Annotated in this window: 23 protein-coding genes; 18 read left to right on the top strand and 5 right to left on the bottom strand. The window is 37.2% G+C overall.

The window, feature by feature from the left end; all coding sequences use genetic code 11:
* The first annotated feature begins 15 nt into the window (after positions 1–15).
* The 12 genes from HMPREF9010_RS15880 (at position 16) to HMPREF9010_RS15925 (ending at position 13,818) form a co-directional block, all read left to right on the top strand.
* On the top strand, positions 16–1,515 hold the full coding sequence (locus HMPREF9010_RS15880) for an O-antigen translocase (RefSeq protein ID WP_008648232.1): 1,500 nt from the start codon (positions 16–18) through the stop codon (positions 1,513–1,515).
* Positions 1,516–1,526: 11 nt separating this feature from the next.
* Positions 1,527–2,816, top strand: a complete 1,290-nt coding sequence (locus tag HMPREF9010_RS15885) for a glycosyltransferase family 61 protein (RefSeq protein WP_008648231.1) — start codon at positions 1,527–1,529, stop codon at positions 2,814–2,816.
* 146 nt (positions 2,817–2,962) lie between these two features.
* Positions 2,963–3,499 (top strand): hypothetical protein, encoded by a 537-nt coding sequence (locus HMPREF9010_RS26520; protein WP_008648230.1) that lies wholly within the window; start codon positions 2,963–2,965, stop codon positions 3,497–3,499.
* Positions 3,500–3,539: 40 nt separating this feature from the next.
* Positions 3,540–3,989, top strand: coding sequence for a hypothetical protein (locus tag HMPREF9010_RS26515; RefSeq protein WP_232284329.1), 450 nt, complete (start codon positions 3,540–3,542; stop codon positions 3,987–3,989).
* Positions 3,986–5,101, top strand: coding sequence for a glycosyltransferase (locus tag HMPREF9010_RS15890; protein WP_008648229.1), 1,116 nt, complete (start codon positions 3,986–3,988; stop codon positions 5,099–5,101). The genes HMPREF9010_RS26515 and HMPREF9010_RS15890 overlap by 4 nt, the downstream gene beginning before the upstream one ends.
* 12 nt (positions 5,102–5,113) lie before the next feature.
* Positions 5,114–5,629 carry an acyltransferase gene (locus HMPREF9010_RS15895; RefSeq protein ID WP_004300033.1) on the top strand — a complete coding sequence of 172 codons (516 nt, stop codon included), beginning with the start codon at positions 5,114–5,116 and terminating at the stop codon, positions 5,627–5,629.
* Between the two features lie 7 nt (positions 5,630–5,636).
* On the top strand, positions 5,637–6,737 hold the full coding sequence (locus HMPREF9010_RS15900) for a DegT/DnrJ/EryC1/StrS family aminotransferase (RefSeq protein WP_004309278.1): 1,101 nt from the start codon (positions 5,637–5,639) through the stop codon (positions 6,735–6,737).
* A 7-nt stretch (positions 6,738–6,744) separates the two neighbouring features.
* Positions 6,745–7,989 carry a glycosyltransferase family 4 protein gene (locus tag HMPREF9010_RS15905; protein WP_232284328.1) on the top strand — a complete coding sequence of 415 codons (1,245 nt, stop codon included), beginning with the start codon at positions 6,745–6,747 and terminating at the stop codon, positions 7,987–7,989.
* A gap of 31 nt (positions 7,990–8,020) precedes the next feature.
* Positions 8,021–9,013 (top strand): NAD-dependent epimerase/dehydratase family protein, encoded by a 993-nt coding sequence (locus HMPREF9010_RS15910; protein WP_004300024.1) that lies wholly within the window; start codon positions 8,021–8,023, stop codon positions 9,011–9,013.
* 12 nt (positions 9,014–9,025) lie between these two features.
* Positions 9,026–9,820, top strand: coding sequence for a polysaccharide biosynthesis/export family protein (locus HMPREF9010_RS15915; protein ID WP_004309275.1), 795 nt, complete (start codon positions 9,026–9,028; stop codon positions 9,818–9,820).
* Between the two features lie 9 nt (positions 9,821–9,829).
* Positions 9,830–12,268 (top strand): GumC family protein, encoded by a 2,439-nt coding sequence (locus HMPREF9010_RS15920; RefSeq protein ID WP_008648227.1) that lies wholly within the window; start codon positions 9,830–9,832, stop codon positions 12,266–12,268.
* Between the two features lie 503 nt (positions 12,269–12,771).
* Complete coding sequence (locus HMPREF9010_RS15925) at positions 12,772–13,818, top strand: mannose-1-phosphate guanylyltransferase (RefSeq protein ID WP_004325717.1); 1,047 nt, start codon at positions 12,772–12,774, stop codon at positions 13,816–13,818.
* 3 nt (positions 13,819–13,821) lie between these two features.
* Here HMPREF9010_RS15925 and HMPREF9010_RS15930 read toward each other — a convergent pair whose 3' ends face one another.
* The gene (locus HMPREF9010_RS15930; protein ID WP_004300016.1) at positions 13,822–14,718 is read right to left on the bottom strand and encodes a helix-turn-helix domain-containing protein; all 897 of its coding nucleotides are present in this window, start codon (positions 14,716–14,718) and stop codon (positions 13,822–13,824) included.
* Positions 14,719–14,879: 161 nt separating this feature from the next.
* On the opposite strand from HMPREF9010_RS15930, the gene HMPREF9010_RS15935 reads away from it, so the two are divergent.
* The 5 genes from HMPREF9010_RS15935 to HMPREF9010_RS15955 all read left to right on the top strand — a co-directional run bounded on the left by HMPREF9010_RS15935 (position 14,880) and on the right by HMPREF9010_RS15955 (position 20,861).
* Positions 14,880–16,139, top strand: a complete 1,260-nt coding sequence (locus HMPREF9010_RS15935) for a TolC family protein (RefSeq protein WP_022199077.1) — start codon at positions 14,880–14,882, stop codon at positions 16,137–16,139.
* Positions 16,140–16,155: 16 nt separating this feature from the next.
* Entirely contained in the window at positions 16,156–17,061 is a 906-nt protein-coding gene (locus HMPREF9010_RS15940) for an HlyD family secretion protein (RefSeq protein ID WP_004325720.1), read from the top strand.
* 31 nt (positions 17,062–17,092) lie between these two features.
* Complete coding sequence (locus tag HMPREF9010_RS15945) at positions 17,093–18,562, top strand: ATP-binding cassette domain-containing protein (RefSeq protein WP_004309269.1); 1,470 nt, start codon at positions 17,093–17,095, stop codon at positions 18,560–18,562.
* 2 nt (positions 18,563–18,564) lie between these two features.
* A complete protein-coding gene (locus HMPREF9010_RS15950; protein ID WP_004309268.1) occupies positions 18,565–19,668 on the top strand; it encodes an ABC transporter permease in 1,104 nt (367 codons plus the stop codon).
* A gap of 77 nt (positions 19,669–19,745) precedes the next feature.
* Positions 19,746–20,861 (top strand): ABC transporter permease, encoded by a 1,116-nt coding sequence (locus HMPREF9010_RS15955; protein WP_008776607.1) that lies wholly within the window; start codon positions 19,746–19,748, stop codon positions 20,859–20,861.
* Between the two features lie 97 nt (positions 20,862–20,958).
* On the opposite strand, the gene HMPREF9010_RS15960 is transcribed toward HMPREF9010_RS15955, so the two are convergent.
* The 4 genes from HMPREF9010_RS15960 to HMPREF9010_RS15975 form a co-directional block, all read right to left on the bottom strand.
* Complete coding sequence (locus HMPREF9010_RS15960) at positions 20,959–21,387, bottom strand: Hsp20/alpha crystallin family protein (protein ID WP_004300008.1); 429 nt, start codon at positions 21,385–21,387, stop codon at positions 20,959–20,961.
* A gap of 271 nt (positions 21,388–21,658) precedes the next feature.
* The gene (locus tag HMPREF9010_RS15965; protein ID WP_004303639.1) at positions 21,659–22,135 is read right to left on the bottom strand and encodes a hypothetical protein; all 477 of its coding nucleotides are present in this window, start codon (positions 22,133–22,135) and stop codon (positions 21,659–21,661) included.
* 3 nt (positions 22,136–22,138) lie between these two features.
* Entirely contained in the window at positions 22,139–22,771 is a 633-nt protein-coding gene (locus tag HMPREF9010_RS15970) for a hypothetical protein (protein WP_004309265.1), read from the bottom strand.
* Between the two features lie 42 nt (positions 22,772–22,813).
* On the bottom strand, positions 22,814–23,458 hold the full coding sequence (locus HMPREF9010_RS15975; protein WP_004309264.1) for a vancomycin high temperature exclusion protein: 645 nt from the start codon (positions 23,456–23,458) through the stop codon (positions 22,814–22,816).
* A 942-nt stretch (positions 23,459–24,400) separates the two neighbouring features.
* Here HMPREF9010_RS15975 and HMPREF9010_RS15985 point away from each other — a divergent pair.
* Complete coding sequence (locus HMPREF9010_RS15985) at positions 24,401–25,105, top strand: SGNH/GDSL hydrolase family protein (protein WP_004309262.1); 705 nt, start codon at positions 24,401–24,403, stop codon at positions 25,103–25,105.
* Positions 25,106–25,290: the final 185 nt, after the last annotated feature.

Here is a 25,290-nt window from a genome sequence, read left to right as displayed (position 1 = left end):
TCAATAATACTAGGAATGTCAGAAGCAATGGACACTGAAAACAGGAACTCGTATAAACAAAGCCTAAAAGCTACATCATTGTTTGGAGGGGGTCAAATCTTTAATATACTTATACAAATCATCAGGTCTAAATTTGCTGCAGTATTATTAGGCCCTGAAGGGATGGGGGTTATGGGATTGCTTAATTCTACCATTACAATGATTTCATCCTTTACAAATTGTGGTTTAGGGACCAGTGCCGTACGTAATATTGCAGAAGCTAACGGAGCCAATGATACTAAACGTATAGCTTTTATTATTTCTGTATTTAGGAGATTGGTTTGGATTACCGGATTGACAGGTGCATTGATTTGTTTGGTTTCAGCTTCATTGTTAAGTCAAGTGACATTTGGAAATACAGATTTTACTTTTGCTTTTATAATACTTTCATTCTCGGTTTTATTGATGCAATTAACTTCCGGGCAAAATGCTTTAATGCAGGGGATGCGGAAGTATCGTTATTTGGCGAAGGCCAATGTAGTTGGCAATGCAGTCGGTTTAATATTTATCATACCGTTATATTATTTTTGGAAGATAGATGCTATTGTTCCTGTTTTATTGTTTTCGAATGCTTTGATTTTTATCCTGTCTTATATATATGCCCGCAAAATAAAGATTGAGAAGGAAGAAATAACCATTACGGATATAAAAGTTGAAGGGCGAGATATGTTGAAGATGGGAGTGTTGATCAGTCTTCAGGGTATGTTGGCAATATTAGCTTCCTATTTCATTCGTATTTTCATAAGTCGTATGGGTTCTATTGATGATGTCGGGTTGTTCAATGCTGGGTTTACAATAGTCAACACATATGTTGGATTGGTATTTACGGCTATGGCAACAGATTATTATCCCCGATTGTCAGCGATAGCTTCGGATAATGACTCATTTGTTAGGGCGATTAATCAGCAGGCAGAGATTTCGTTACTGTTGCTTGCTCCAATAATTATTGCTTTTATCGCTTATATACGGGTAGCTGTAGTAGTACTTTATTCTACAAAGTTTATACCTACTGAAGGTATGATGTATTGGGCAATGGCAGCCATGTTTTTTAAAGCCATGGCGTGGAGTATGTCTTATGGTTTATTAGCGAAAGGTGATTCCAAAGTATACTTTTGGAATGAATTTATTACAGTTTGTTATGGATTAATTTTTAATATGATAGGGTATTACTATTGGGGATTAATAGGACTTGGCATATCATCATTCATTAAATATGGATTCTATTTTTTGCAGCTATGGATCATTTGTCGAATAAAATGTAATCTCAAATTTACCAGATCAATAATGAAATTATTTATACTATTTTCTTGTATCACTGCCATAGTCCTTACCTGCAAAATATTAATGTTTGGCTGGAGTGGATACGCAGTGGTGACAGTGTTTTTAGTTTTAACGACATATTATTCATATACGGGACTAGATCGTAGGATAGGGATTAGGCAGGTTATAATAAACAAATTACATCGTAAAAACTAATATGATGGATAATGAAGAAAATATTGCTCGAAATAAAACATTCAATAAATAAAAGAATCGGAAATGCTATAGAAAGTATATCATGTAGACTCTATTATCATTCAAAAAAGAACAGTTGGGGGCATTGTTTATATGCGATGAATAATATGGTTTTACGTTGTGTTTCGTTTGTACCGTTTGAAGTTGTTAGTCATCATGTCTATGCGAAATCGCATTTGACTTCATCTATAATACCACTTATTACTAATAGAGTAGGGTATACAAGTAAGTTAACCTATGAGTTGGAGCCTTTGAAGAAAGAACTGATATCAGTTCCGATGCAAGATATTTTTATTTATAAACATGAAGGTGTTAGAATACAAGGAAATTCCGATTTTATCTTAAATGTGAAAGAAAAGTGTGTAATTAACGACTTCTGTTATAATATGAACGATCGCTATGTGATGTTTGATGGGCTTTTATTGCGGTTAAAGAATAATGTTGCTGTTTTACGTAACGATGGCGGTATTGGGAAATGTCGTTATTTGAAGTCTGGAATTATGCTTTCAGGGAAATTTTCATGTAATTACTATCATGAATTGTATGAAATTCTCATTAAACTGCTTGTCTTCAACAGAATAAACATATCAAAAGATGCTCCGTTGATAATCGATGAAATCGTAATGAAAATAGATTCTTTTAAAAAGATTTTTGAGATTCTTAATGAAACCCAACGTGACATAATTACTATAGGAGAAAAAGAAATAGTAGAATTTGGTACTTTATATTCTCTTTCTGCTGTGAATTCTATTGCACCTCATTATAGAGATATTACTGATCCTGATCATTTATTTGGGTTTGTTTTTGATTGTCATTTAACATTGCAAATGCGTGATAAATTGCTCTTGTTTAAGTCTAATTTAGCAACTCCGAAACGCATTTTTCTGACACGGAAGAGTACAAAAAAGAGGCATTATAATGAATTTGAAGTTTGGGGAATACTTAAAGAATATGGGTTTGAAGTTGTTGCTCCCGAAACATACACTTTTTGTGAGCAAATGGCCTTGTTTAATAATGCTGACTATATTGTGGGTGGTTCTGGAGCTGCATTTACAAATTTATTGTTTTGTCATAGCGGTTGTAAGGTTATTTGTTTTAGATCCATAAGAAACTATTCTCCAATATTTTCGACTATTGCTAATATTGTCGATGTTAAAATGCGGTATTTAGCTGGTATTTCTGATAGTACAGTAGATTTACATGCTGATTACATTGTCAGCACTGATAAACTGAAAAAAATGATTGATTATAATGAGGATTAAAAATAAGTAATGATATAACTTATTTTATAGGAGGTATATTACTTTTGTTAACTCTAAGGCCATTTTTTACTTGGAGTCTAAGTGGGTCTTATGCGCAAATTGTATTTCTTTTCCCATTGGCGATTCTATTCTGGCGGAATTATAGAATGAATAGATTGAATGTGCTGTATCTGTTTTTCTTTGTTTTTACCCTTTTGTTAGCTTCTATTTCTCAAAATCGTAATCTGATAGGATTCTTTTTTATGATTATTTTGGCAGCAGTACCTTTTGGATCGAAAAGATTTATGGTTAACGTGTTTGATAGGTACAAAACGTTATATTCTATAATAATTGGAATATCCATTTTGGTATGGCTGTTACTTTTCTTTGGTATTCCTGTCCCTGGAAAAATAATAGCTCCTTTGAATGCTGTAAAAACATATAATTATATTACATATCCATTTTTAGTTATTCCCAACTATTTAGGGGCAGGTCTTGATGTTTATTTTCAATCATTAAGATTTTGTGGCCCTTTTGATGAGCCGGGTGTTGTTGGTACTATCGCCGGACTTATGCTGTATATAGATAATTTTAATCTGAAGGATAAAAGGAATATATTTATTTTAATTTCTGGACTTCTTTCATTGTCTCTATTTTTCTATATCCTTTCTGCCATTTTTTTTAGTGTATTTTTTATTTTCTAGAAATGTCAAGGTCGTATATAAATTCTTCATCTCTTCTTTAATGGCATTGTTAATTGTTTTTTCTATGCAAAATACAATGACTAGGTTGTTGATTTGGGATAGATTGGAATATGATAAAACACAAGGGATGATCAGTGGGGATAATAGGGCTGATAGTAGTTTAAAAAGTTATTTTAATTCTATTCAGGATACAAGTCAATATTGGTGGGGGGTAGATAATAAGAGACAGTTGGCAAACTTCTCGGATAGTGCTGGTTATCGAAATGCAATTCTGTCCAATGGAGCTGTTGTCTGTATTATGTACCTGCTTTTCTTTGTTCTTTATGCCTTAAATCGTATAAAGTCCATATGGTATATTCTTATATTTATAACCTTGCTACTTGCTACATTATATCAGCGTCCTGGGTTATTTTCTGTTAATTATATCTTTCTATTTTCTATGTATATAGTAATGCACGACAAACGTGAAAATATAAAATTAAATCCATGATGCATATTTGTTATCTCACAGGGCTTTATTCTCGAAAAGACCCATTGATCTTTGACCGTCAGGGGAAGGCATTGGCAATGGCTGGCTATAAAGTTACTATTGTTGTTTGTGACTTAGAACCGAATGAAACAATTGATGGTATTGAGCTTATTTCGTGTAACTATAAGCCATGCTCGCGTATAGAGAGGATGCTGAATGCCAAGAAATTTCTTTATAGGAAAGCACTGATGATAAATGCAGATGTATACCAAATTTCTGATCCGGAGCTATTATCTCTTGGGGTTAAATTGAAACATAAGGGATATAAAGTTGTATTTAATCTTCGTGAGTTTTATCCTGGCATCATTCATGATAAAGCATATTTGCCTAAAATAGCTCGTAATGTAATTGCAGTGCTGATGGAGAAATATCTGAAGTCATCTCTAAAGAAATATAATGCTGTATTTACTGTAACTGATGATACTGACAATCGCCTTGAAAAGTGGGGAATAAAGAATCATTATGTTATTAAAAATTTCCCTGTTGTATCTTCCAGGTTTACTTTATCCAAGGAGGAATATTTATCCCGTAAAAATGTTCTTGGATATATTGGAACAGTCTATTGGATTAGTTGTCAAAAAGAAGTATTAAAAGCTTTAGCGGAATTGCCGGATATCAAATATTATGTTGCAGGTGTGATTGAAGAAGGATATGTTGATGTTCTTGAAACTTTTCCAAACTGGAAGAATGTGGATTTTGCAGGGCCGTTTAAGAAAGAAGAGATATCAACAGTTTTTTCAAAAATGACTATTAGTAATACTCTTCGGGATTTTAGTCGGACAGGCAGTCCGAATGGATCTTTTGGTGTGTTGAAAATATTTGAAAGTATGGAGGCGGGGTTACCGGTGTTGCTTTCGGATGTGAAATGCTATCGTGAAATTGTAGAAAAATATAATTGTGGAATTTGTGTTGATCCACATAATTCGCAGCAAATAAAGGAGGCTATTCAATATTTAGTTGAAAATAAGGAAATGGCTTATCAGATGGGGCAAAATGGTCGACGAGCAGTTTTAGAAGAGTATAACTGGGAAAGTCAGGCTAAACTATACATTGAAGTATTAACAAATATATAAAGCGAGGAATATATGATACACCCACTGGCTGACTGTCAAAGTAAATTGATTGGTGACGGGACTACTATATGGCAATTTTGTGTCATCTTAAATGGTGCTGTTATTGGAAGTAACTGCAATTTATGTGCCCATGTTTTTGTAGAGAATGATGTTATTATAGGTAACAATGTTACTGTAAAATCAGGAGTACAATTGTGGGATGGTCTAAGAGTAAAAGATAATGTTTTTATCGGAGCAAATGTCTCTTTTATTAATGATTTGATTCCTCGTTCAAAAGTCTATCCAAGTGAATTTCTAATGACGACACTTGAGGAACATTGTTCGATCGGAGCCAATTCTACAATAATGGGAGGATTGATTATTGGTGAGTACGCTCTTGTCGGGGCAGGAAGTGTTGTTACAAAAAATGTTCCGGCACATGAGATTTGGTTTGGTAATCCTGCATGTAAAAAAGGGTATATCACTAAAGATGGTATTGCCCTGGACTTAAATATGTGTGATAAAAATGGAGTTAAACATAAAATATAAAACGGATATGATTAAATTTTTAGATTTACAGAAAGTTACTGCAAAATATGCAGAAGAGATTCATGAAGCAGTATTGAGAGTCGTTGATTCAGGGTGGTATTTACAAGGCAAAGAAAATGCAATGTTTGAAACACATTATTCTTCATATATTGGTACTAAATATACTATAGGATGTGCTAACGGCCTTGATGCATTGATTTGGATTTTCCGTGCTTATATTGAAATGGGGATAATGAAACCTGGAGATGAAGTTATCGTTCCTGCAAATACCTATATTGCTTCTATTTTAGCCATTACTGAGAACGGACTCATTCCTGTGTTGGTTGAACCCAATCTGGAAACATATCAAATTGATGATTCTAAGATTGAAAAAGCTATAACTTCTCGTACAAGAGCTATACTTATAGTACATCTCTATGGTCAGTGTGCGTATACTGAGAAAATAGGAGAATTATGTGAAAAATATAATCTTAAGCTTGTAGAAGATAATGCGCAGGCACATGGCTGCAAATTTAATGGGAGAATGACAGGCTCGATAGGCGATGCTGCAGGGCATAGCTTTTATCCGGGTAAAAACTTAGGTGCATTAGGGGATGCAGGAGCTGTGACAACGAATGATGATGAGTTGGCACATATAGTAAGGTCGGTTGCTAATTACGGATCTGCAAAGAAATATGTTTTCCAATATGTAGGGCGTAATAGTCGTCTTGACGAAATTCAGGCAGCTATTCTTGATGTTAAACTCCGTTATCTTGATAATGATATACAATTAAGAAAAGAAGTTGCAAAATATTATATAGAAAACATTGAGAATCCAGCGATTATTTTGCCAATTGTGAAAGATTGGAATGCACATGTATTTCATCTTTTTACAATTCGTTGTGCAGATCGTGATGGCTTGCAACAATATTTAGCAGAGAATGATATTCAAACTAATATCCATTATCCTATTCCTCCTCATAAACAAGAATGCTATAAAGAATGGAATGATCTTAGCTTTCCAATTACAGAATTGATTCATGCTGAAGAATTGAGTATTCCAATGAGTCCTGTTATATCTATGGAAGAGGTTGAAAGGGTTGTAAAAGTGTTGAATGCTTGGAAGTAATAATCTTATGATGAAGAAAAAGACTATTTGGTTCATAAATAAAGATGCAGCACCTATTGAATTTTATGGCACTCATTTGAGAACAATAAAGTTGGCACAATATTTTCAATCAGAAGGCTATAATGTGAAATTGTTTTGTTCTAGTTATGTTCACAATAGAAACTTATGTTTGTCTGACTCTAATAAGACATTTGAAGAGAAAACTTATGATAATATCCCTTTTGTTTTAGTAAATGCAGGTTGTGGATCTACTAATGGGATAAGAAGGATTATATCATATTTTAGGTTTGCGGTTAAATTATTCATCCATAGAAAACAATTTGAGAAACCGGATGTGATAATTCATACATCTCGTATTCCTTTTGATATTCCAATTTATCAACTTGCTAAAAAGGTAAAAGCAAAATATATTGTGGATGTTACAGATTTATGGCCTGATTCATTCGTAAGCTTAGGCTTATTGGGAAAAAATAATCCATGCGTGAAAATTGCTTATTGTTTAGAACGATATATTTATAGTAAAGCAGACAACGTTGTTTTTTCTATGCCTGGTGCAGTTAATTATGTGAGAGAAAACGGATGGGATAGTGATCAGGGGGGGACAATTGATTTAAATAAATTGCATTATATAAATAATGGTATTGATTTGTCTGAGTTTAATGTTAACATGCAAAGATACAAAATAGAAGATTTTGATTTGGCAAACGATAAAACTTTCAATATTATTTATTTGGGAAGCATTCGATTGGCAAATAATCTTAAACTGCTTATAGATTCAGCTAAAATATTGCAGAATAATAGTGTGCAGGTCTTGATTTATGGTGATGGTGAGGATAGGGCTTTTTTAGAGCATTATTGTGAAGAACAACAGATTACAAACGTAAAATTTAAAGCAAAATGGACATCACCTGAGTATGTGCCATATATACTTTCAAAAGCAGATGTGAATGCTCTGAATTATTCTACTAATTTCGGGAAGTATGGTGGCAGTATGAATAAGATGTTTTTGGGACTGGCAAGTGGTAAACCATTATGTTGTAATGTGGGAATGCCATACAGTATCATATTAGAGGAGGGTGTCGGCATAGACTGTAAGTTAACTGATCCGCAGGATTATGCCGCTGCTATACTTTCGCTTAAAAACTTGCCTTCTGATGAGTATCAGGCAATATGTAATAAAGCGAAAAAAGCAGCCGAAAAATATGATTATGCGAAACTATGCGTGAAATTTAAAGATGTCTGTAATTTGTAAATTGTTAGTAAAAAGATAATTAGTAAAAAACATGAAAATAACTTTAATTGGTGCGTCAGGTTTTGTCGGGACTCGTTTGATTACACTTTTGAAAAAAGCACAAAGATATGAGATGTTGAATATTGATTTGCAACAAAGTCGTTTCTTTCCAGAAGTTACAGCAATTGGTGATGTACGTGATCAGGATTATTTAGATAAGAAATTGGAAGGGGCTGAATGTGTTGTTTTATTAGCAGCACAGCATCGAGATGATGTTGTTCCGGTATCTCTTTATTATGATACAAATGTAGGTGGTATAGAAAAGACATTAAAAGCAATGGAGAAAAATAATATAAAACGAATCATTTTTTTTTCATCTGTTGCAGTATATGGTCTAAATAAAAAGAATCCAAATGAAGAATATCCGGCAGATCCGTTTAATCACTATGGGAAAAGTAAATGGCAGGCAGAGCAAATTTTGCATGAATGGTATAAGTTACATCCGGATTGGAATATTGATATTATTCGTCCAACAGTCATTTTTGGAGAACGTAACAGAGGCAATGTGTACAATTTATTAAAGCAAATTGCGAGTGGAAAGTTTCTAATGATTGGTTCTGGAAACAATAAAAAGTCAATGGCTTATGTCGGTAATGTTGTTGCTTTTGTAAAATACATGATTGATGAGGTTCGGACAGGTTATAATGTGTTTAATTATGTTGACAAGCCGGATTTTACAATGAATGAACTAGTGGCTCATGTGAGCAAAGTTATGAATAAACATATTCCGGCTACTCATTTCCCTTATTGGTTGGGCATGATAGGAGGATATTGTTTTGATATATTTGCTTGCATTACTCGTAAGAAATTGGCAGTAAGTTCTGTGCGTGTGAAGAAGTTTTGTGCAACAACTGAATTTGATGCTGCTAAAATACATTCTTCTGTTTTTAAAGCTCCTTATTCTTTAGGAGAGGGGCTGGCAAGAACTTTAGAGTTTGAATTTATATACCCCCCTACAGATGATATTACTTTTAAAAGTGAATAAGATGATAAGAATATGGAAAAAGTAAATAAACTAATATGTGTGATATTGTTGTCTTTTTTATTAGCAGCATGTCAATCTTATAAAAAGGTACCTTATTTGCAAGACGTGGAAGCAGTCAATCAAGCTACTCAGCAGGAAACTCTTTATGATGCAAAGATCATGCCGAAAGATTTATTGACAATTGTGGTTTCGTGTACCAGTCCGGAACTAGCTGCACCCTTTAACTTGACAATTGCCAGCCCGTCTAATTTATCAATACAGTACACTACTACTCAGCCTGTGTTACAACAATATTTGGTTGACAATGAAGGGAAAATATCTTTTCCAGTATTAGGAGCACTGACAGTTGGAGGGCTTACAAAAAAACAGGCAGAGCAGTTAATCGTTGATAAATTGAAGCCTTATATGAAAGAAAATCCTATTGTTACAGTACGTATGGTAAATTATAAGATATCAGTCATTGGAGAGGTTGCTCGACCGGGTACATTTACTATTTCTAATGAGAAGGTGAATCTATTGGAGGCATTGGCCATGGCTGGTGATATGACGGTATACGGTCTTCGTGATAATGTGAAGCTGATTCGTGAGGACGCAAATGGCAAACAGCAAATTGTCACTTTGGATTTAAATAATGCCGAAACGATTCTTTCACCTTACTATTGGTTACAACAGAATGATATTGTTTATATAACTCCCAATAAAGCAAAGGCTCGAAATTCTGATGTGGGCAATAGTACCAGCCTCTGGTTCTCCGCTACCTCTATCTTGGTATCCGTTGTCAGCCTATTAGTAAACATCTTAAAATAACGATTTGCAATGAAAGAAACAGAATTCAACGGAACACAAGAGCCTAAGGAAGAAAGTATAGATGTCAAGGAACTGCTGTTTAAGTATTTGCTCCATTGGCCTTGGTTTGTGGGGGCGGTTGTGGTATGTTTGATTACAGCATGGGTCTGTTTGTATATAGCTACTCCTGTGTATAACATATCTGCTACGGTTTTAATAAAGGACGATAAAAAGGGAGGTAGTGCCGGAATGCTTTCCGGGTTGGAGAGTCTGGGATTGGATGGTTTGATGTCTTCTTCACAGAATATTGATAACGAGATTGAAGTGCTCCGTTCCAAGACTATCGTCAAAGAAGTGGTTGAAGATTTGGGCCTCTATATTTCTTATACGGATGAGGATGAATTTCTTTCCAGGAATATGTATAAAACTTCACCTGTACAAGTGAGCATGACTCCGCAGGAGGCCGATTTATTGGAGAAACCGATAATTGTGGAGATGATATTGCAACCACAAGGAAGTCTGGATGTGAATGTGAAGCTTGGCGATGATGAATATCAGAAACATTTCGAAAAGTTACCGGCTGTTTTTCCTACCGATAAAGGAACATTGGCTTTTTTCCTGACACCGGATTCTGTATTATCTAAAAGAATATTGGAAAAAAATACAGATTCAGAAAAGACTACACGTAATATTACAGCAACAATTAATAAGCCTTTGGCTGTAGCGAAAGGGTATTGCAAAAATATGACTATTGAGCCTACTTCCAAGACCACTTCTGTGGCTGTCATATCATTGAAAAACTCAAATGTACAACGCGGCAAGGATTTTATCAATAAGTTATTGGAGATGTATAATATCAATACGAATAATGATAAGAATGAAGTGGCACAGAAAACAGCAGAATTTATCAATGAACGTATTAGTATTATTTCTAAAGAACTGGGTAGTACGGAAAAGGATCTGGAAAGTTTCAAACGTGGGGCGGGTATTACGGATTTGACCAGTGATGCACAAATAGCTTTGACGGGTAGTGCTGAATATGAAAAGAAGCGTGTGGAGAATCAAACCCAGATTAATTTGCTGCAGGATTTGCAAAAATATATGCAAAATGAAGGTTATGAGGTTTTACCTAGTAATATCGGATTGCAGGATGTGAATCTTGCGGCTGCCATCAACCGTTATAATGATGTGCTTGTTGAGAGAAAACGTTTGCTGCGTACATCAACGGAGAATAATCCTACCATTATAAACTTGGATACAAGTATTCATGCCATGAAAGAGAATGTACAAGTATCTTTAGACAGGGTTTTGCGTGGATTGTTGATTACAAAGGCAGATTTGGATCGTGAAGCGAATCGTTATTCCCGTCGTATTCGTGAGGCACCTGGTCAGGAGCGTGAGTTTGTGAGTATTGCTCGCCAACAGGAGATAAAGGCCGGACTTTATTTGATGCTTCTTCAGAAGCGTGAAGAGAATGCGATAACTCTGGCTGCTACAGCCAATAATGCGAAGATTATAGATGACGCTATAGCGGATGATACTCCTGTATCTCCTAGAGGCAAGATAATTTATCTGGTTGCTTTAGTGTTAGGAATCGGAATTCCGGTGGGGATTATTTACCTGCTCGAATTAACCAAATTCAAGATTGAAGGTCGTTCTGATGTAGAAAAGCTTACTTGTGTGCCTATTGTTGGTGATATTCCATTGACTGATGAAAAGCAGGGTACTATTGCTGTATTTGAGAATCACAATAACTTGATGAGTGAAACTTTCCGCAATATCCGAACGAATCTTCAGTTTATGCTTGAAAATGACAAGAAGGTGATTCTGGTTACTTCTACGGTTAGTGGTGAGGGTAAATCTTTCATTTCTGCTAATCTTGCTATTAGTCTTTCTTTATTAGGGAAGAAAGTAGTAATCGTTGGTCTTGATATTCGTAAACCGGGCTTGAATAAAGTATTTAATATTCCGAGAAAAGAAGTTGGTATAACTCAATATTTGGCTAATCCGGAAAAGAACTTGATGGATTTAGTACAGCTTTCTGATGTAAGTAAGAATCTTTATATTCTTCCCGGTGGAACAGTTCCTCCTAATCCTACCGAATTATTGGCTCGTGATGGACTGGATAAAGCGATTGAAACTCTTAAGAAGAATTTTGATTATGTGATTCTGGATACAGCTCCTGTTGGTATGGTAACTGATACCTTGTTGATAGGACGTGTGGCTGACCTGTCTGTTTATGTCTGCCGTGCAGACTATACTCATAAAAACGAGTATACTTTGATCAACGAACTTGCTAAAAAAGATAAATTGCCTAGCCTGTGTACTGTAATTAATGGTTTGGATCTGAAAAGAAGAAAATACGGTTATTATTACGGTTATGGTAAATATGGCAAGTTCTATGGTTATGGTAAGCGCTATGGTTACGGTTATGGATATGGAGAACATTTTCATGACAAGGAGTCATAAATTCAACCAAAATATAGCGGTTAATAAACTTTGACATAGAATTCGCCAATATATATTTTATTGGTGATCGAGATTTTTTTAAGTTAATAATGTCATAGAGTACTTTTAATACTTTACACAAAAGTGAGATGGAACATGTAGGTCCCTAACTTCATGCTACACATATGAAGCACCCTACATTTTGTGGTCAGGAAATGTACGGCGGTGTATTCCTGATCAATGCCCTCATGTCGGTGTAAATCCGATGTGATTTCTATTATATCAACTGTCTGTGAAGATCGTTGATATTTGAAATGATATTATCACTAGATAATATACAACTCAAAACGGGAGACAGCACTTTTGTTGTCTTCCGTTTTTATATTGAATACTTCTTCATTATAAATATTGGTACTTTATCGGGAGCTTACAAATACTCTTATTTTTATTTGCTGTTTTGGACATTTTGAAGTACCTTGCACACCTATTTTAAAGAATATTTTTTTAACAGGAGAATAACAGGTATGGATAATCATGTTGTAATAATGGCTGGTGGCATAGGGAGCCGCTTTTGGCCGATGAGCACTCCGGAATGTCCTAAACAATTTATTGATGTAATGGGATGTGGCCGGTCGCTGATTCAGTTGACGGCAGACCGTTTCGACGGTGTTTGCCCTAGGGAAAATATGTGGGTCGTAACTTCTGAAAAATACATTGATATTGTTCGGGAGCAGTTGCCGGAAATTCCGGAAAGTAATATTTTGGCGGAGCCTTGTGCGCGCAATACTGCGCCCTGCATTGCTTTTGCTTGCTGGAAGATCAAGAAAAAACATCCGAATGCTAACATTGTAGTAACTCCTTCGGATGCATTAGTCATTGATACGGGAGAATTCCGTAGAGTGATGGAGAAAGCCCTTCGTTTCACAGATGATGGCAGCGCTATTGTAACGATAGGTATCCGGCCAACTCGTCCGGAAACCGGATACGGATATATTGCTGCTGCCGATCAGCTCCAGACAGATAAAGAGATTTATACAGTAGATGCATTTAAGGAAAAACCGGATAAAGAGACTGCCGAAAAGTATCTGGCAGAAGGCAATTTCTTCTGGAATGCGGGAATCTTTGTATGGAATGTGCGTACTATTACTTCCGTGATGCGTGTATATGCTCCGGGCATCGCACAAATTTTCGATCGCATTTTCCCCGATTTCTATACAGAGAAAGAGAATGAAACAATCAAGAAGTTATTCCCTACTTGCGAAAGCATTTCTATCGACTATGCAGTGATGGAGAAAGCACAGGAGATTTATGTACTTCCCGCTTCTTTTGGTTGGTCAGATCTGGGTACATGGGGAGCACTTCGCGGTTTGCTTCCACAGGATAAGTCTGGAAATGCAACCGTAGGAACCGATATCCGTTTGTACGAAAGTAAAAATTGTATTGTGCATGCCAGCGAAGAAAAACGAGTAGTCATTCAAGGCTTGGATGGATATATCATTGCAGAGAAAGATAACACATTATTGATCTGCAAGCTGGAAGAAGAGCAAAGAATTAAGGAATTCTCGAAATAAAATTTATTTCGAGAATTGATACTCATGTGGTGTCATTCCTGTCATTCGCTTAAAGAACTTCGAGAAAAAAGAAGGATTAGGGAAGTTCAATTCATCAGAAATTTGATAAACAAGCAGATTGCTATGTTTTAGCAATACTTTAGCTTCTAATATAATGGACTGGTTTATCCAGTCCATTACTGTTTGTTGACTGGTTTGGCGGATGATCGTATTAAGATAACGAGGAGTGAGACATAGCTTATCCGCATAAAAACTAACATTACGTTCTTTCTTGCTATAAGCATTGACTAAAGAAATGAAACGCTGGAAAATCTCTTCCTGATGTGTCTGACAGCTCTGTTCTTTTTGATTGTTGTTTTTGACAAGATATTCTATATTGCACAAAAGACTGATTAGTAGATATTGAATAGCTTCCCGTCGGAACGTCGGTTCTTGTAATATATTCCATATTAAAGCAAAATAACTCTTAAACAAGTCGTATTCATGTGAGGTCAGAGATAATATGAGGTTTTTCTGTAACTGTGAGAGATGAGTGAAGAAATTGTCTTTTCCGGCTATAGAAAGAAATTCCGCGTCCATGGCTACCATCTGCATATCAAAATCCGGAGAGACTTCTATAATCTGAAGAATGGAATTCGGAACAATTAATAGTAGCTTGTCCGGCTGAAAAGTTTCTTCTATCAGGTTGATTAATACGCGTGCATATCCCTGTTTGATAACTGCGATACGTCCCTCTTTGATACGATAAGGTTGATCTATTGTGATAAGATTGGATTCTATTTTGGCGAAGCTGTTTACGAATCCGAAATGCGGAGATATGAAACGAAATTCGTTAAATCGGACGATATCCGGATTTTCTAAGATTTCGAGACCTATATTTAATGGTATTTTCTTTTCCATCTTTATCTGTTTTTTCCGCCAAAGATAATAAAAATCAGCAAATAGCCTTTTATTCTTTCTCTTTATCGAACTATTGGAACATTTTTACTAACTATCGGAATGTGAACGTATCTTTGAAACCTCTATCTTTGTCTTTTGAAGAAATTAAAGAAATGATGTGTATGAAAAGAATGGTTTTCAGTTTCTCCTTTTTATTGTTTGTATCGGGAATAAATGCGCAGATAACGTTGGAAGAATGTCAACGGAAGACGCAAGAAAATTATCCGTTGGTACATCAGTATGGCTTGGTGGAGAAAACAAAGGAATATAATCTTGAGAATGCGGCAAAAGGATATTTGCCACAGTTTGCCCTTTCGGCTAAAGCTTCTTATCAGAGTGAGGTAACGGAAATTCCGGTGAAGCTTCCCGGAGTGGATTTGAAAGGAGTGCCGAAAGATCAGTATCAGGTGATGTTGGAGTTACAACAGAAAATCTGGGATGGTGGAGGAATCCGGATGCAGAAGAAACAAACGACTGCGGAAGCGGAGATAGAGAAAGAAAAACTGAATGTGGATATGTATGCGCTAAATAGTCGTGTAAATGACCTTTATTTTGGGATTCTTTTGTTGGACGAGCAACTGAAACAGAATGCATTGTTGCAAGATGAACTGGAGAGAAATTATCGCCAGATTACTGCTTACGTAGAAAATGGCATTGCCAATCAGGCCGATTTGGATGCTGTGAAAGTGGAGCAGTTGAACACAAAGCAGAAAAGAGTTGAACTGGCTTCATCGCGTATGGCGTATTTGAAGATGCTTTCACTTTTGGTAGGAGAGAAATTGTCGCAGGAAACGGTTTTGGAGAAACCTGTTCCTCAAGATGACATTTCGGCTGTCGGTGAGATTCGTCGTCCGGAATTATCTTTGTTCAATGCGCAAGGAGTAGGATTGCAAGTACAGGAGAAAGCTTTGAATGTGCGTCATCTTCCACAGTTCGGATTATTCGTGCAGGGAGCTTATGGAAACCCCGGATTGAATATGCTGAAAAATGAATTTTCTCCCTACTATATTGCGGGTGTTCGCCTTTCATGGAATTTTGGTAGTTTGTATACCTTGAAGAATGACCGGAAGGTAATTGAAAATAAACGCCGGCAATTGGATAATAACCGGGATGTGTTTCTGTTTAATACAAGATTGGAGATGACACAACAAGATCAGGCCATCCAATCATTGGAAAAGCAAATGCAGGATGATGATGAGATTATCCGTTTGCGTACCAATATTCGCAAATCGGCAGAGGCCAAAGTGGCGAATGGAACATTGACGGTGACCGAGATGCTTCGGGAATTGACCAATGAGAGTTTGGCACGTCAGTCGAAAGCGTTGCATGAAATTCAACGGTTAATGGGAATTTATCAATTGAAATATACTACGAATGATTAATATAACTTCTTTAGATATGGAACGAATGACAAAGATAGGAATGTATGGAGTGGCATTGATTATGTTGGCTGCTTGTGGTAAGGGAATACCCGGCTATGATGCAACCGGCACGTTTGAAGCCACGGAAGTGATAGTCTCTGCCGAAGCTGCCGGAAAGCTGTTGCGACTGGAGGTAGAAGAGGGAACAAGACTGAAAGCAGGTGAGGAGATTGGGCTGGTGGATACGGTGCAATTGTATTTGAAGAAATTACAACTGGAGGCCAGTATGAAATCAGTGGAAAGCCAACGTCCGGATCTTGCTAAACAGATAGCTGCTACCAAACAGCAAATAGCAACAGCAGAACGTGAAAAGAAACGCGTGGAAAACCTGCTTGCCGCTGGAGCGGCGAATCAGAAACAGTTGGACGACTGGGACGCACAAGTCAAATTGCTTGAAAGGCAGCTTGTCGCACAGGAATCGTCATTGCAGAATAGTACGAACAGCCTGATAGAACAAGGAAATTCGGTTGCCATACAAGTTGCACAGATGGAGGATCAATTAGCTAAATGTCATGTCCAGTCGCCTATTGAAGGTACCGTATTGGCAAAATATGCAGAAGCCGGTGAATTGGCGGCAATAGGTAAACCGCTGTTTAAAGTGGCTGAAGTGGATCGCATGTATTTGAGGGCTTACATCACCTCCGAACAGTTGTCGCAAGTGAAACTGGGAGATGAGGTAACTGTGTATGCTGATTATGGAAACTCGGAGCAGAAAGCTTATCCGGGGGTAGTGACCTGGATTTCCGACCGTTCGGAGTTCACTCCCAAAACGATTTTGACGAAAAACGAACGTGCTAATCTGGTATATGCAGTGAAAATTGCCGTGAAGAATGACGGAGCATTGAAGATTGGCATGTACGGAGGAGTGACATTGAAAAATTAAAAATTGAAGATTAAAAATTAAACGCAAGGGAATGGCAAAGGAAGAACCCATAGTGGTTGTGAAAGAAGTCGGCAAGAACTATGGAACAGTGGAGGCGCTGAAAGACGTTTCTTTCGTTGTGGAACGGGGAGAAATCTTTGGGCTGATAGGGCCTGATGGTGCCGGTAAGAGTTCCTTATTCCGTATTCTGACTACTTTGTTGCTGGCGGATAAAGGAACGGCCATAGTTGCCGGGCTGGATGTGGTAACGGATTATAAACAGATTCGTACGAAGGTGGGATATATGCCCGGTCGTTTTTCACTTTACCAGGATCTTTCGGTAGAAGAGAATCTGGAGTTTTTTGCTACCGTGTTCCATACGACAGTTCAGGAGAATTATGATTTAATTAAAGATATCTATCAACAGATAGAACCGTTCAGGAAAAGAAGGGCAGGGGCTTTGTCAGGTGGTATGAAGCAGAAACTGGCATTGAGCTGTGCTTTGATTCATAAACCGGATATTTTATTCCTGGATGAACCTACTACCGGAGTAGATCCCGTGTCGCGTAAGGAATTCTGGCAAATGCTCCGAAACTTACGGGAACAGGGTATTACCATTGTCGTTTCTACTCCTATCATGGATGAGGCCCGGCAATGTGACCGGATTGCTTTCATCAATCATGGACAGATTCATGGCATTGATACCCCGGAACGTATTCTTCATCAATTTGCGTCTATCCTTTGCCCTCCTTCTTTGGAGCGGGAGGAAGTGAAGCATGAAGTAGCTCCGGTCATTGAAGTGGAACAGTTGACAAAATGTTTTGGAGATTTTACTGCAGTAGATCATATCTCCTTTCAGGTGAATCGAGGCGAGATATTTGGCTTTCTGGGTGCTAATGGAGCAGGAAAGACGACAGCTATGCGTATGCTTTGCGGATTAAGTAAACCGACATCAGGCATCGGAAAGGTGGCAGGATATGATATTTACCGGGAGGCCGAACAAGTTAAGAAACATATCGGATATATGAGCCAAAAGTTTTCGCTATATGAAGACCTGAAAGTGTGGGAGAATATCCGTCTGTTTGCCGGAATTTATGGCATGAAGGAACAAGAGATAGAACGGAAGACAGAAGAATTGTTGGATCGTTTGGAGCTTACTGCCGAACGGGATACTCTGGTGAAGAGCCTTCCGGTGGGATGGAAACAGAAATTGGCTTTTTCAGTATCAATATTCCATGAACCGAGAATCGTTTTTCTGGATGAGCCGACCGGTGGAGTAGATCCTGCTACGAGAAGACAGTTCTGGGAATTGATCTATCAGGCAGCTGATCAGGGTATTACCGTGTTTGTCACTACCCATTATATGGATGAAGCGGAATATTGCAACCGGATATCTATCATGGTGGACGGTCAGATTAAAGCACTTGATACACCTGCCCGTCTGAAACAACAATTCGGTGCGGAAACGATGGATGACGTTTTTCAGAAATTAGCCCGCGGTGCGGTGCGCAAAGCAGATTGATTATGAGACAGTTTATAGCTTTTATAAAGAAAGAGTTTTATCATATTTTCCGTGACCGGCGAACCATGCTGATTTTGTTGGGGATGCCTGTCGTGCAAATTATTCTATTCGGTTTTGCTATCAGCACGGAAGTGAAGAATGTTCGGTTGGCGGTGCTCGATCCTTCTAATGATGTGGTAACGCGAAAAATAATTGATTGTTTGGATGCCAGTGAGTATTTCACCGTTACTGCACGTTTTCATTCGCCCCAGGAAATGGAAGCTGCTTTCCTAAAGAATGAAGTTGATATGGCGATTGTCTTTAGCGAACGGTTTGCGGATGATCTCTATACGGGTGATGCTCGTGTACAGCTGATAGTAGATGCAACAGATCCCAATATGTCGACTTCGCAAGTTAATTATGCGACAGGAATCGTTTCTATGGTAGGCCAGGAGATGATTCCCCCGAATATGTCGGCTGCCCGCCTGACTCCTGATATCAAATTGCTCTACAACCCGCAGATGAAGAGTGCTTATAACTTTGTTCCGGGAGTGATGGGCTTGATCCTGATGCTGATTTGCGCCATGATGACCTCGATTTCCATTGTTCGTGAGAAAGAAACAGGCACGATGGAAGTATTATTGGTTTCACCTGTGAAGCCGCTATTTATTATTTTGGCAAAGGCTGTACCTTATTTTGTGCTGTCGTTTGTCAATCTGATAACGATCCTTTTGCTTTCGGTCTTTGTGTTGGATGTTCCGGTGGTAGGAAGTTTGTTCTGGTTAATCACCGTATCTTTGCTGTTTATCTTCGTATCCTTGGCATTGGGCTTATTGATTTCATCAGTCACACGTACACAGGTTGCGGCCATGCTGGTTTCCGGATTGATGCTGATGATGCCCACAATGCTTTTATCGGGCATGATTTTCCCTATAGAGAGTATGCCGGTGATACTTCAATGGATCTCGGATATACTTCCGGCACGTTGGTATATACAGGCTGTGCGTAAACTGATGATTGAAGGAGTACCAGTTGCATTGGTGTATAAAGAGATTGGTATCTTGTTATTGATGGCGACGGTACTTATTACGATCAGTATCAAGAAATTTAAGTATAGATTGGAATAATATGTCGATATGCCAATTGGTTGTATGAATACTATACAGTGTGCTAATGGGCAGATTGATAAATGGAAGAATTATTTATGATAAAGTTCCTGATAGAAAAAGAGTTTAAACAATTGCTTCGCAATTCGTTTCTTCCGAAATTGATTCTTGTATTTCCATGCATGATTATGCTGTTGATGCCTTGGGCGGTAAATCTGGAAATCAAGAATATACAGCTGAATATTGTGGATAATGACCATTCGGCTATTTCACAACGTTTAGTCAATAAGATTGCCGCCTCTACCTATTTCCGTCTGGTGGAAGTGCCGGTTTCGTATGAAGAAGGCCTACGGAATATTGAAATTGGAACGGCGGATATTGTGATGGAAATTCCGCGGCATCTGGAACGGGATTGGATGAATGGAGAAGATACCCACATACTGATAGCAGCCAATGCTGTGAATGGGACAAAAGGAGGGCTGGGGAGTTCTTATCTATCTTCTATTATTAATGATTATGCAGCCGAGCTGCGTTCGGAATATCCTGCAACTGCTACAGTCTCCGGTGCTTTCCCTTCGATAGGCATTGATACACAGGGGTTGTTTAATCCGAATCTGAACTATAAACTCTATATGATTCCGGCATTGATGGTCATGTTATTAACTTTGATTTGTGGTTTCTTGCCTGCATTGAATATAGTTAGCGAGAAGGAAGTAGGAACGATTGAGCAAATCAATGTGACGCCGGTTCCGAAGTTTATCTTTATTTTGGCAAAGCTCCTGCCTTACTGGTTGATTGGTTTTGTGGTGCTGACTGTATGTTTCATATTAGCTTGGTTAATTTATGGCATAGTGCCGGTCGGTCATTTTCTATTGATTTACTTTTTCGCAGTTCTTTTCGTTCTGGTAATGTCCGGTTTCGGACTTGTTATTTCCAACTACTCGGCAACGATGCAACAGTCTATGTTTGTTATGTGGTTCTGTTTGTTGGTTGTAATTTTGATGAGTGGTTTGTTTACTCCCATTAGCAGTATGCCGGAATGGGCTCAAATAATAACCAGGCTCAATCCTTTGAGGTATTTTATGGAAGTGATGCGAATGGTGTATTTAAAGGGGAGTGGTTTCTTTGATTTACTGCCACAGTTTGGAGTATTGTTGTTTTTTGCAGTAGTGTTTAATAGTTGGGCAGTGATTAGTTATCGGAAGAATAACTAAGGATAATAATATAAAAACAGCTCGTTTCCTTTTCAGGGAAAGAGCTGTTTTATTACTTCTTATCACCGTTTCCGGTGAACAGCAAGTGGTTACCGTATTACTTTATTTCGATTTGCCGATTGGGCTTCTTCACTTCTTCTTCAGAGAGTTTCGGAAGTTCGATGTTTAAAACACCATGTTCTACGGATGCAGCAATTTTTTCTTTGTCCACATTGTCCGGTAGAATCATTGTTTGCTGGAACTTAGAGTATGAGAATTCGCGACGCAGATAGCGACCGTCTTTCTTTTCCTCCTTGTTTTCAGTCTTCTTCTCCATGCTGATAACGAGGTTGTTGTCTTCATCAATGCGAACATTGAAATCATCCTTCGTCATACCAGGAGCAGCCAATTCCACTTTGTACTCTTTTTCTGTTTCCAAAACATTAATTGCAGGTGCAGTAGCATTTGCTTTTACCATCCAATCGTTATCAAAGAAATCATTAAAGATACTTGGTAACCAACTTTGAGTTCTTCTAACAGGCATCATAATTTTAGTCTCCTATCTTTAAGTTAAACATTCAATTAATAAATTTAGAACTTCGGCATTTTCACTTCCGATGGTATCGGTTATCCCGCCTTCCATCGTCCGCTCTCGAACCGTTGTTCGTTTCTATAAATGCAAACCTTATGCCAAGAGATTTTAGAGACTAAAATTGTCTATTTGTCATTTTTATAATGTCATTTTTGCAATATAAATGACAAAATGTATCCTGTTTTTATTTATTTTATATAAGATAGATATTAATTTGATAACCTGTTTACTTCTTCTCGATCAGTTTGAACCTTATTCTTAGTGTTTGCCTTTCTTCGTCATAATCATAACTAATGATTTTGAAGGTACCCACTTCAGAAGTATGGGATACATGCAATCCGATGCAGGCGCAGGCATCATAATCTCCAATGCGGACAATGCGAAGAGTTTCGCTTGCATCGGCAGGTAGCTTACTTAAATCTACAATATCTTTGGCCTGTTCATGAGTCATAAACTCAACAGTCACAGGTAGGTTCTGACTGATTACCTCGTTCACTCTATCTTCAATAGACTGGATTTGTTCCGCTGTCGGACATGACGAAAGTATATAGTCACATTTGCTTTTTTTTCTTTCGATGTGGGCATTGCGAGAACGTGGGCAGCCAAAGGTTTTCACCATGGTTGCATTGAGTAAATGCTCTGCTGTATGCATAGGAGGGTATTCCTGCTTATTGTGATCGTTGAGTTGAATTTGTTGTTCCATAATTTAATAAGTTATTTCAAGTTTATTATTCAAAGCATAATTATCTGCACTATTTTCTGATTTGTAGTTTGCTGCTTTATTATAAACTAACCATACATTGACACAATGTCCGATTTCATGCATTAATAAACGTTCAAGATAATATCTTCTTGCATTTTCTTCTGTGAATTCAATATACCAGTTATCTCGTTCTTTTACAGGTTCAGATGCATAGCCTTTATACCATGTTAGTAGTTTGTGACTGGGTTTGCTCTTTCCTATGGATATTTTGTTGTTTTTGGGAAATGGATACAGTATGATGGCATATACTCCACTACCCGTAGTAAAATAACTTTGGCAATTTACTTTAGAATTAGGCTTGCGTAGCCATATGTGTGTTATACATGATACATCTTTTTCGGGTAATTGATTCAATACACTTTCAATATGGTCTATTGTTATTGGAAAATAGAAATCCCTGGACGGATTTTCCATTATATAAATGGGGCATTTATCAAATTCAGTTGGTTTTAATAAAGAGTGTTCTCTTTTCACTATATTATCCTTTAATTTGATTCGCATTCTTCCTCCTTTAATGTCACCAAAGGTGCGACTTTTCTTCCAGGCTGTTTTTTTCTTATTTTGTTGATGTCTCATAGGTTTTATCTTTTGTGTTTATTCATGGCATTTTGTATTTAGTCATTTATTGTTTCCAATAATGATTTTCTCCCCCAAGAAATGAGGTTGTTTATCCATACCTAAATCTATAAACATTTTGACTCTTGCGAGTAATTCCCGGATGTTAGTTTTCAGTCCGGCATAAGCATTTACATTTTGTGCGTTGTACCCGATGGCGTCTATTCCATTTTTCTCTGCAAGATAGATCGCTCGTTCATTATGGAAACGTTGTGAGATGATGGTCAGACGATTCTGTCCAAACACTTCTTTGGCACGTACAACAGAGTCGAGAGTCCGGAATCCGGCATAATCTAAATAAATGAATTTTTCAGGAATACCTTTTTGTATGAGTGCTTTCTTCATTTCTTCCGGTTCATTGTAATCCTCTTTACGGTTATCGCCGCTGATGAGGATATATTTAATTTTCCCGGCTTTATATAACTCTACTGTTGCAAGAATTCGATAATCGAAATATAAATTGTTATTTCCATTTTTCAACTTGGGAGAAGTTCCGAGAAGTAATCCTACATTGTTGGAGGGGATAGTATTTACTTCCGTATATAGTTTGGAGACTGTGTGTTTCTTGATCGTCCTGTTACATACAAGTATGCTGATTACACACAGAATAGCTATTATTAGAGTGGTATAAAGTAGTTTGCGTTTCATGTTTCGGATAATAATTGTGACTTTACAAAAATACCATTCTTTTTTAGGAAATCAAGCATATAGACATAAAAAAAGGAGCAACGCCTTGCTCCAACCTTTGTTAACCTTAAATCTAATACTATGAAAAACACAATGCAAAGATACGGACTGTTGTGAAATTAGCAAATAATCCAAGAAAAAACGCATGTTATATAACATAGATTAAGAAAAAGTACCTTCGCCTTAACGGTTATTCGATATTTTGGACGACAGATAAATGCGTATGCTTCCATTTTTCTTTCTTCATCAACTTTTTTAATAATTACTATGAACTGATTTAACAGCTGAATTTATTCGAAAAAAGCAAAGCTACAAATAAATTTTAGCACATGCGATTTGCGTTATAAAGATTCAAAAATAGAAAAATCGAACTATACATTTTAATATATATAGTTTATTATTTATATATTTATAATAATACCGGTAAGTGTTCAAGGGGGCTTTTTAGGAAGGCGTAACCAGTTGTCATATAGTGAGTTATCTGCCTTTGGAGAGTGTTCCACTATGCGTTCGGCAAAAAGGCGCTTTTTATTCCCTAAATGGAGGCTCTAAACCCATGCGGCAGAGCCTCTGTTTGATACATTCAGAGGCTTCGTTTCAGGCAAATGAAGCCTCTAACTTTTGCTTCCCCAAAGAAAGGTTATTAATATGCGAACGTATATGACTATTTAGAACCGAAACCAATTGAAAAGAACCGATGAATTTAGAAGCTCCCAGCGTATGGCGTATTTTTGCTGGAAACCTGAAAACAATAACAAATATGCAGAAAAAATCTCTCGCGTCTGACATTTATCAGCACATTATGGCATGGAAATGCACAAAAAATAGCCGTACAAAGTATGGTGCATCGCTTTTCTTTTTATCTTTGCATGAAATATAATATTACTAATACTTAATATAAACATGGATAAAAGAAGATGGGGCCAATGGATATTATTGGCTGTTGTTTGCTTGAGTTTCTCGATAGGAGAAAGCTATGCGCAGAAAAATGATTTTGCTAATCTACGTCGTTATTCAAAAGAAAATGCTGCACTTCCACAAGCGACAAAGAAAGACAAACGGGTTATTTTTATGGGAAATTCCATTACGGAAGGATGGGTAAGGACTCATCCGGATTTTTTCAAATCAAATGGTTACATTGGCCGTGGAATCAGTGGGCAGACTTCCTATCAATTCTTGTTACGGTTCCGGGAAGATGTGATTAATCTTTCTCCTGCTTTAGTGGTGATTAATGCCGGAACAAATGATGTCGCTGAAAATACACAAGCGTATAATGAAGATTATACATTCGGAAACATCGTTTCTATGGCGGAACTGGCAAAAGCAAATAAAATAAAAGTAATTTTGACTTCCGTATTGCCTGCTGCTGCATTTAAGTGGAGAATGGAAATAAAAGATGTTCCGCAGAAAATTAAATCTTTAAATGACCGGATAGAGGCTTATGCAAAAGCAAATAAAATTCCGTTTGTTAATTATTACAAGGCAATGGTGGTTGACGAAAATCAGGCCTTGAATCCTCAATATACTAAAGATGGAGTTCATCCAACGAGCGAGGGATATGATATTATGGAACCGTTGATTAAAAATGCCATAGAGAAGGCTCTTTGATTTATCATCGCTTGAAGTAGGAATAATCCAACTATAAGAAATGGGAGGATTGCATGAATAGATTCAGTCGTAATGAACGATCAGTCTATATCTGCAATCCTCCTTAATTTATGCTTTAGAGAGTGGTACATTATGTCTTTTCAATTTTATATTTTTCATTGAAGGTGACGTATAGACATAAAAAA

Source organism: Bacteroides sp. 3_1_23 (assembly GCF_000162555.1).
GTDB classification, from domain to species: Bacteria; Bacteroidota; Bacteroidia; order Bacteroidales; family Bacteroidaceae; genus Bacteroides; species Bacteroides ovatus.
Note: the sequence above shows the minus strand (reverse complement) of the source record. Positions and strands in the feature narration are given on the sequence as shown.